This is a genomic window from Mesorhizobium sp. M4A.F.Ca.ET.050.02.1.1, assembly GCF_003997725.1.
Taxonomy (GTDB): domain Bacteria; phylum Pseudomonadota; class Alphaproteobacteria; order Rhizobiales; family Rhizobiaceae; genus Mesorhizobium.
In genome coordinates this window covers 1-6,700 of the sequence record NZ_RZSG01000301.1, presented here as the reverse complement: position 1 = coordinate 6,700, position 6,700 = coordinate 1, and the positions used below count along the sequence as shown (strand labels likewise).

At 59.8% G+C, this 6,700-nt stretch carries 6 protein-coding genes and 1 pseudogene; 2 read left to right on the top strand and 5 right to left on the bottom strand.

All coding sequences use genetic code 11. The features are described 5' to 3' along the window. Both EOA33_RS19480 and EOA33_RS19475 read left to right on the top strand, forming a co-directional pair. On the top strand, nucleotides 1-586 hold a 586-nt coding region (locus EOA33_RS19480), incomplete at its 5' end, for a sugar phosphate isomerase/epimerase family protein (RefSeq protein WP_210212582.1). A 536-nt stretch (nucleotides 587-1,122) separates the two neighbouring features. Continuing rightward, complete coding sequence (locus EOA33_RS19475) at nucleotides 1,123-1,782, top strand: GntR family transcriptional regulator (protein ID WP_127406322.1); 660 nt, start codon at nucleotides 1,123-1,125, stop codon at nucleotides 1,780-1,782. Between the two features lie 296 nt (nucleotides 1,783-2,078). Here the strand turns inward: EOA33_RS19475 and EOA33_RS19470 are convergent. The 5 genes and pseudogenes from EOA33_RS19470 to EOA33_RS19445 form a co-directional block, all read right to left on the bottom strand. Further along, nucleotides 2,079-3,137, bottom strand: a pseudogene (locus tag EOA33_RS19470) (pyridoxal-phosphate dependent enzyme). Between the two features lie 212 nt (nucleotides 3,138-3,349). Further along, complete coding sequence (gene kdgD, locus EOA33_RS19460; RefSeq protein ID WP_127406319.1) at nucleotides 3,350-4,258, bottom strand: 5-dehydro-4-deoxyglucarate dehydratase; 909 nt, start codon at nucleotides 4,256-4,258, stop codon at nucleotides 3,350-3,352. Nucleotides 4,259-4,297: 39 nt separating this feature from the next. Next, complete coding sequence (locus tag EOA33_RS19455; protein ID WP_127406318.1) at nucleotides 4,298-5,236, bottom strand: zinc-binding dehydrogenase; 939 nt, start codon at nucleotides 5,234-5,236, stop codon at nucleotides 4,298-4,300. Between the two features lie 7 nt (nucleotides 5,237-5,243). Then, nucleotides 5,244-6,398 (bottom strand): Xaa-Pro peptidase family protein, encoded by a 1,155-nt coding sequence (locus tag EOA33_RS19450; RefSeq protein WP_127406317.1) that lies wholly within the window; start codon nucleotides 6,396-6,398, stop codon nucleotides 5,244-5,246. Continuing rightward, nucleotides 6,395-6,700 (bottom strand): MlrC C-terminal domain-containing protein (locus tag EOA33_RS19445; protein ID WP_190234309.1); only part of this gene is annotated, 306 nt, incomplete at its 5' end. The genes EOA33_RS19450 and EOA33_RS19445, both read right to left, overlap by 4 nt.

Here is a 6,700-nt window from a genome sequence, read left to right as displayed (position 1 = left end):
GGGCATACAGGTGATGACGGGCCCGGTGGATGTCCGGGCAGTTGTTGCGCATGCCAAGGGTGAGCACACTGATCTCTACAAAGGGATGCTCGGCTTTCCTCGCCAGGAGCAGATCGCGGCCACCGTCAAGAACCTCTCTCGCATCGCTGACCTTGCCGCGCAGTTCGATCTGCTTCTCTATCTTGAGCCGATGTCGTGGACGCCGCTGAACAAGATTGCCGACAATGTGGAGATCATCGAGCGATCCGGCCGCGACAATATCCGATTGATTGTCGACTATTGGCATTGTTTCACAGCCGGTGACACCCCTGATGTGGTCGCCCGTCTGAGCAAGGATTTGCTCTACGGCGTTCACATAAGCGACTCGCGTCCTTTTGCCGCCGGCATCCCGATCGAGGATGATTTGCGCGACATCGAAATGGGATCTGGTGTCATCGATCTGAAATTGTGGACGGACGCTGTCAAGGCCACCGGATATGACGACTGGTGGGGTTGCGAGTCCTTCAGTCGGAAATGGCATCAGGAAAATGCCTACGAGATCGGACGAGAAGTGCACAGGCAGATGAAGCAACTGGTGCAGGGCTAACGCTGTAGCAGATCTCGGCGCCGGTGGCTCTAGCCCGCCTGGGCTCAGGAAGACGCATCGGCTCGCGACCAGGCACGTTGTTGCCTAGCTTAGTTTGGCATCGCGACTCCTCACCCGTAGGGTGGCGCGTGCAAGCCAAATTCTGTATCCTGTCGGCTGGATGCAATCTGATCTCGGTGCTAATATGAACTCGATTTAGCGTTGGAGGTCGGGAAAATGTCGAGGCTTATGGTGGCAATGACCTTCGTCCCAAGCTCATGCGATTTTGGGACTTACGGTCACGAGCGGCTGTGGGATGAAGTTCCTGAGCGATGGAAGGCGACCTTAGCAGCGTTTTTCGTGTTGTTCCGACATTTCCGTGGAAGACCCAAAGCGACATCCAAGCCGACTTGATGAACGGCCACTTCTGAACTGCTCGCGGATCGCACCTGCCAAGCCACCGGTCAACAAGTGCATCCACTAGCACCCTTGCCAGTATTCAGCAGCCTCTCCATTATTCTTCAAGCGATTCGAGGCTCCGATCGAAAAGGAAAATTATGCAGGAGGTTGAGCGCAACATACCCTTGGGCGAGCGGGTCTATGACATCATCAAGAAGATGATCACCGATGGCGAACTACCCCCCAACCAGGTGGTGCCTGAGAGTGTTTTGGCCAAGCAACTCGGAGTGAGTCGCTCCCCCGTCAAGGCAGCACTTACCCGCCTGCAGGAAGACGGGCTGGTTGTAGGAGAAGCATGGAAGGTACCCTACGTCGCTCCGCTTGACGCGAAATATGTCAGCAACGCGTATCAGGTCCGTAAGGCTTTGGATTCGCAGTGCGCGATTCAGGCTATTGGAAACATTCCGGCCGCACGGATCGAAGAATTCGGAGTTTTGCTCGACAAGGCGCAGCAATCATTGGATACCGACGATCCTTCGCCAGTGAGGAACGCGTTTTTCTTTCTTCAAAGTATGTTGCGTGAATACTGCGACAACGATTTGCTCCGAAGCATGCAGGGCAAGTTGAATGATCATCTGACTCGTATCCGGACGATTATCCATTCCACGAATGACGGCGAATGGCTGAAGATTGAGTATTGGATGCTGAAGGATCAACTCGAGGCATTGAGATCTCGAGACGCCGCTCGTCTCGTAGCAGCCTTGAACAATCAGCACGATCAATTCGTACGATGGCTTTTTAAAAATTGGAGCCTCTAGAAGGTCTCTGGCGATCGGTTGGCGTGGCAATATCGTCCGACATCTCTGTGGCGGCTGCGCCGCCCCTGATTGGCCCTTCACTGCGTCGAATTCGCCGTTAAAAGACAGGGCACCGGCCTTGAGCGCGGTCAGAAACGGCTTTGGCTTGCGAGCTCATGCGGCGGCAGCACAGCCCGACAGAATGAGCCGGCGTGCCGTGCGCTGGCCGCCAGGGCTAGGCTCGCTTCCGCCGATCCCGCCACGGCTTGGCAACGGCCCGGTTGTTCGGGGCGCGCTATCAGTACGTGAGTTCAGCTCTACTCACCGTGCCCAATATCGTGATAACTCGAAGCATACGAGAATATTGCAGGCAAGCCTCCCGTGTGCAGGAAAACGGCCCGGTCAGATTTGTTGAGCCGCCCGCTTTGAATATCACCTACCAAACCAGAAAAGCCTTTTCCCGAATAGACCGGATCAACAAGAATACCTTCGGTTCGGGCTAGCAGCGCGGCGGTCTCTTGCGCGGCTGCCGCGGGTTTGCCGTAGTCGTCTCCGACGAATTCTGTAGAGTTGTTGATGCGCTCGGGACCCAGGTCCAGCCTAAAGCCGAGCAGTTCGGCAGCCGCGCAGCATCGGCTGGCGATTTCGTCAGGGGACTCATAGGCCTCATTACGTGCATCCATCGGATTGATGCCGCAGATTTTTACGCCATGACCCAGCAATTCGGCAGCGGCCTGAAGGCCAGCCTGTGTACTGACTTGTGAAGTGACGTATATGTGGGAGGGCAAAGGTTCGCCCAGAGTTTCGAACTGCTCCACGAGTTCAAGATAGGCTCCGATATATGCGACCGCCGCAAGGGTCAGTGCGCGCTCGGCACCCATGCCGAGTATCATCGGCCTGCGGCCGCTGGCCTCAAGCCGTGCGGCCATATCCTGCTTAGCCTGCTTTGTCGAAGCGCTGGCTTCGATCGGGACAATCGTTGCTCCGAACCGACGCGCGATCAACTGATTGCCCTGCACATGCTCGAATTGGACGTCTTTGCGCGGCATTAAGATGCACTAAATTCCAAGTCGGGCCGCGGCGGCAGCCAATTGGCGCGACTGGTTCGATTGTGAGGCAGCGCCTTGGATCACCACGTCCACGCCGCGGCTCAGCGCATCGCCCAGAATGTATTCGTGCTGGCGGACCTTGTTGCCGCCAAAGGCCAAGCCTGTGCAGTCGTCGCGCTTGAACCAGATCTTTGGGCCGCTCAGTTCGGCCGCCAGTCTGGGGCAGGGATCAAGCGGTGTCGGGAGATGTGCTAGGCTGGCACGTGGCAGTTGCGCCAGCGCCCCGGCAATATCGGCCCTTGAAACAGGTGGCACGGGATGCGACATCGGTTATCCCAATCGAGAAAGAGAGATCAGCTGAATTTCAGCTCGTTATGAAAGCCGAACGCCGGTCGAGCGGTCAAAAAGGCTGAAGCGCGATGCATCTCTGCGAAGGCGTGCCTGCTCGGGCGGGCGCCATTGCCTCTTCAAGCTGCAATACGTCGACATTCGGAGAGACAGCACCGGCGGCGGATCGCTTCTTGTCCTTTCCGGTTTCGTTACTGCAGGGTCTGTCTGGCAATGAGCAATGCCAGCAGGTCTTGTTCTTCGGCGGACAAATCCGTCAGCGGCGCGCGAACCGCCCCTGCATCAAAACCTTTCAACCGGACTCCGGCCTTGATCGCCGCCACCGCGTAGCCCTTGGCGCGATTGCGGATTGCCATGAACGGATAGAAGAATTCGTTGAGCAGGGCTTCGCAGCGGGCGCGTTCGCCGGCTCGAAGGGCTCGGTAGAACTCCTGAGCCAGGGCCGGAACGAAATTGAACACCGCGGACGAGTACGTCGTGAAGCCCGCGCCAAGATAGGCTTCCGCAAAGAGTTCTGCCGTGGGCATCCCACCAAGGTAAGTGAGCCTGTCACCCAGCTTTGCGGTAATTTGCCGGATTGCTCCGATATCACCGGTGCCATCCTTGAAGCCGATCAGGTTGGGACAGGCATCGCAAAGCCGCGCCAGCGTGTCGGCCTGGATGACGGAGTTGTCACGGTTGTAGACCATGACGCCGATATCGATCGACTGACAGACCCTGCGAACGTGCTCGTACAGTCCCTGCTGCGGAGCATCGATCAGATAGTGCGGCAAAAGCAGGATGCCGTCGGCGCCCGCCTTCTGTGCGGCCTTGGCGATGGTGACAGCGATCTCCGTGCCATAGCCGCATCCCGAAACGATTGCGGTGTCGCCCGCCGCCTCCTTGGCGGCTCGGACGACTTGCGGGACCTCTTCAGGCGTCAATGAGAAGAACTCGCCGGTGCCGCCTGCTGCGAAGAGCACCGGCGCCTCGAAGCTCGAGAGCCAGGAAACGTGCGATTTGTAGCTTTCGGGAGCGAAGCGGCCCTGAGCGTCGAAGTGGGTTACTGGAAAGGACAGCAAACCTGATCCCAGAGCAGCTTTTATATCGGTTGGCGTCATTGCATCCTCTTTTATTTGGCGCGGGTTCGAAGAAGGTGGTCAGGGGAGCGGCCATGGCGCTGCATGTGCGAATCCGGTCACATCGAGCACAGCCTTGCCGCGGAACCCGGACTGCAAAACGGCCGCGGCCGCAGCAGGCAAGGTCTCCCATGGTTGACGCAGCTGGATGCAGGTCCTGAGCGCGCCGCTCTGCAGAAGCCCGAGCAATTGCGTGAGCAGCGCCCCGACATGACGTTCGCCGATGGCGAAGCCCTGAATTGTGCCGCCTTTTTTCATCAGATGGTCCAAATTGGCGAAGACCGCGTCTTGACCTGCGCTCCAGCCCAGGGACTGCAAACTGCCGCCAGCATTGAGCAGGCCCGCTGCCTGCACGAGGGACGGGCCGCCCAAGGTTTCGATGACGAGATCTGCGCCCTTGACGTTGCCAAGGTCGGTGAACACATCATTGGCACCCAGCGAGACAAGAAGCTCGCGATCGCCTTCAGCGCGCGTAACCGCACTGACCCTGGCGCCTCCCAGACGCGCCAGTTGAATCGCAAACTGTCCGACGCTGCCCGATGCGCCGGTGATGACTACCGTTCGCCCCAAGATGGGACCGCCGCGCTTGAGAACCGCCAGAGCGGTTGTGGCGGTGGTGGCCAGCGTTGCGGCACGGCCGAGATCGACATCCGCGGGAATGACGGCGACATCCCTGCAATCGGCAATGCGACATTGCGCCCAGCCGCCGGCGGGAGCACGTGCAACCACTCGCGTTCCTAGCGGCAGCCCCCGTGCCCCGGCTCCAACCTGGCTGATCACACCTGCCGTGTCCCAGCCGGGGACAAAGCCTTCGGCAAATCCCCCATGGATCGCGCGACGCGATTCGCCGCGATTGAGCGCGATTGCGCCAACATCGATGGCGACCTCGCCCGGACCCGGGCTAGGACGGGTTCGCTCCGACAATCTCAACCCAGTTGGGGTGGCTTCATAAGCAAGCATGGGCGCATCACTCCGACAGGATGGCCCGGGGTAGCCGGGAGAGACGCTCGGGGCCGGTTTCGGTCACAACGACTGTCTCGCTGAAGGCCAACTGCGGCGTATGCAGGACGACATGGAAGACCATGTTGGGCGCGAACGACCAGGTTTGGCCCGGCGCCATGATCCGGGTGTGGTCGCTGACACGGGGCACAGCCTGATAGCCCAGCGTGTAGCCGGTGATCTGGGTGAAGACTGTCTTCAGCCCTTGGCGCAGCACCTCGCCGCGGCAAATGGCGTCGACGTCGCCCCCATTGGCGCCTGGAAGCATCGCGGCAATCTGGCGGTCCTGGATCGCGATCATTTGCCGGGCGAGGTCCACGTCCGCGGCGGCTGTCTTGCCAACGACTACTGGCCGAACAAGGCGTGCGCTATAGCCACGATATTGCGGCGTGGCCTCTACGAACACCCGCTCGCCCTGCGCCCACGGCGCTCCTGTAACCCCGCCTATCAAGGCATCCATGCCGGTCATCCGCCCCAGGATGGCGGCCCGGGTGTTGTCCGCGCCGTGACTGATGGAAACCTCGTACATTGCGGCAAGACTGTCGCGGTCGCTCACTCCGGCTTTGATCGAGCCGGCGCCGATGGTCACGATGTGATCGGCGATGTCTGCCGCACGGCGGATATATGCCAACTCAGCGGGCGACTTGATCAGTCGGTGTTGCCAGATCACGCCTGAGAAGTCGACTATCTCCATGCCCGGATTGCCGGCACGGATCTGGTTCAGCCGCGCGATCGTGAGGATGTTGCTGTCTTTCTCTATCGCAAGGCTTTTCGGGGCCAGTCTCGCAATAGCGCTGGTCACCCGAGCGTGCGAATCCTCGTCGTCGGCAAAGGTTTCATAGGACCTTGACCAGGACTGGTCGAGGAAGGTGCCGAGATCGAGTTCGCGAACGATCAGCCAGGGTTCTCCCTCCGCGGGGATCAGGGCAGCCTGGTAGCGGGCCGCGGTCGCTAGATAACCGAAAAGGTAGGCCAGATGATCGATCTGGTCGACAAGGAGCATCTCTGCCCCGCGCACCTCCATCTCGGACCGTATCGCGCGAATGCGGGCCTGGTACTCAGCCTGCTCAAAATCCAGGGGGCCGCACGTCGAAGAGCCAGCCCCGGCCGCCTGGTTGCTCATGCGGGTTCCTGTCTAGCTTGGTGCTCAGCTCGATAGTTAACGTCGGCACTGATGGGCCACATCGGCCGTTGCAAACGATGGCGATGCAACTTGCTCACATCGATGGGCGAGAGCCCCGGCGGATCTGTGGTGACGATGCGGGCGCAGCGCGGCTCGAACCAGGCCTTGAAATGCTGGCTCGATTTCAGCGCCACGATCGGAAATTGCGTGATATCGATTCCAGCCTTGATGACGGGCCCATCATCAAGTGTCTGTCGGCGCCCACTGGACACGACCACGTCGACGCCGCCGATGCGCAGTGT

Excerpts from the sequence above, each read along its gene's own strand:
- EOA33_RS19475 (WP_127406322.1), top strand. The coding sequence starts at position 1,123 with ATGCAGGAGGTTGAGCGCAACATACCCTTGGGCGAGCGGGTCTATGAC.
- EOA33_RS19450 (WP_127406317.1), bottom strand. The coding sequence starts at position 6,398 with ATGAGCAACCAGGCGGCCGGGGCTGGCTCTTCGACGTGCGGCCCCCTG.
- EOA33_RS19455 (WP_127406318.1), bottom strand. The coding sequence starts at position 5,236 with ATGCTTGCTTATGAAGCCACCCCAACTGGGTTGAGATTGTCGGAGCGA.
- kdgD (WP_127406319.1), bottom strand. The coding sequence starts at position 4,258 with ATGACGCCAACCGATATAAAAGCTGCTCTGGGATCAGGTTTGCTGTCC.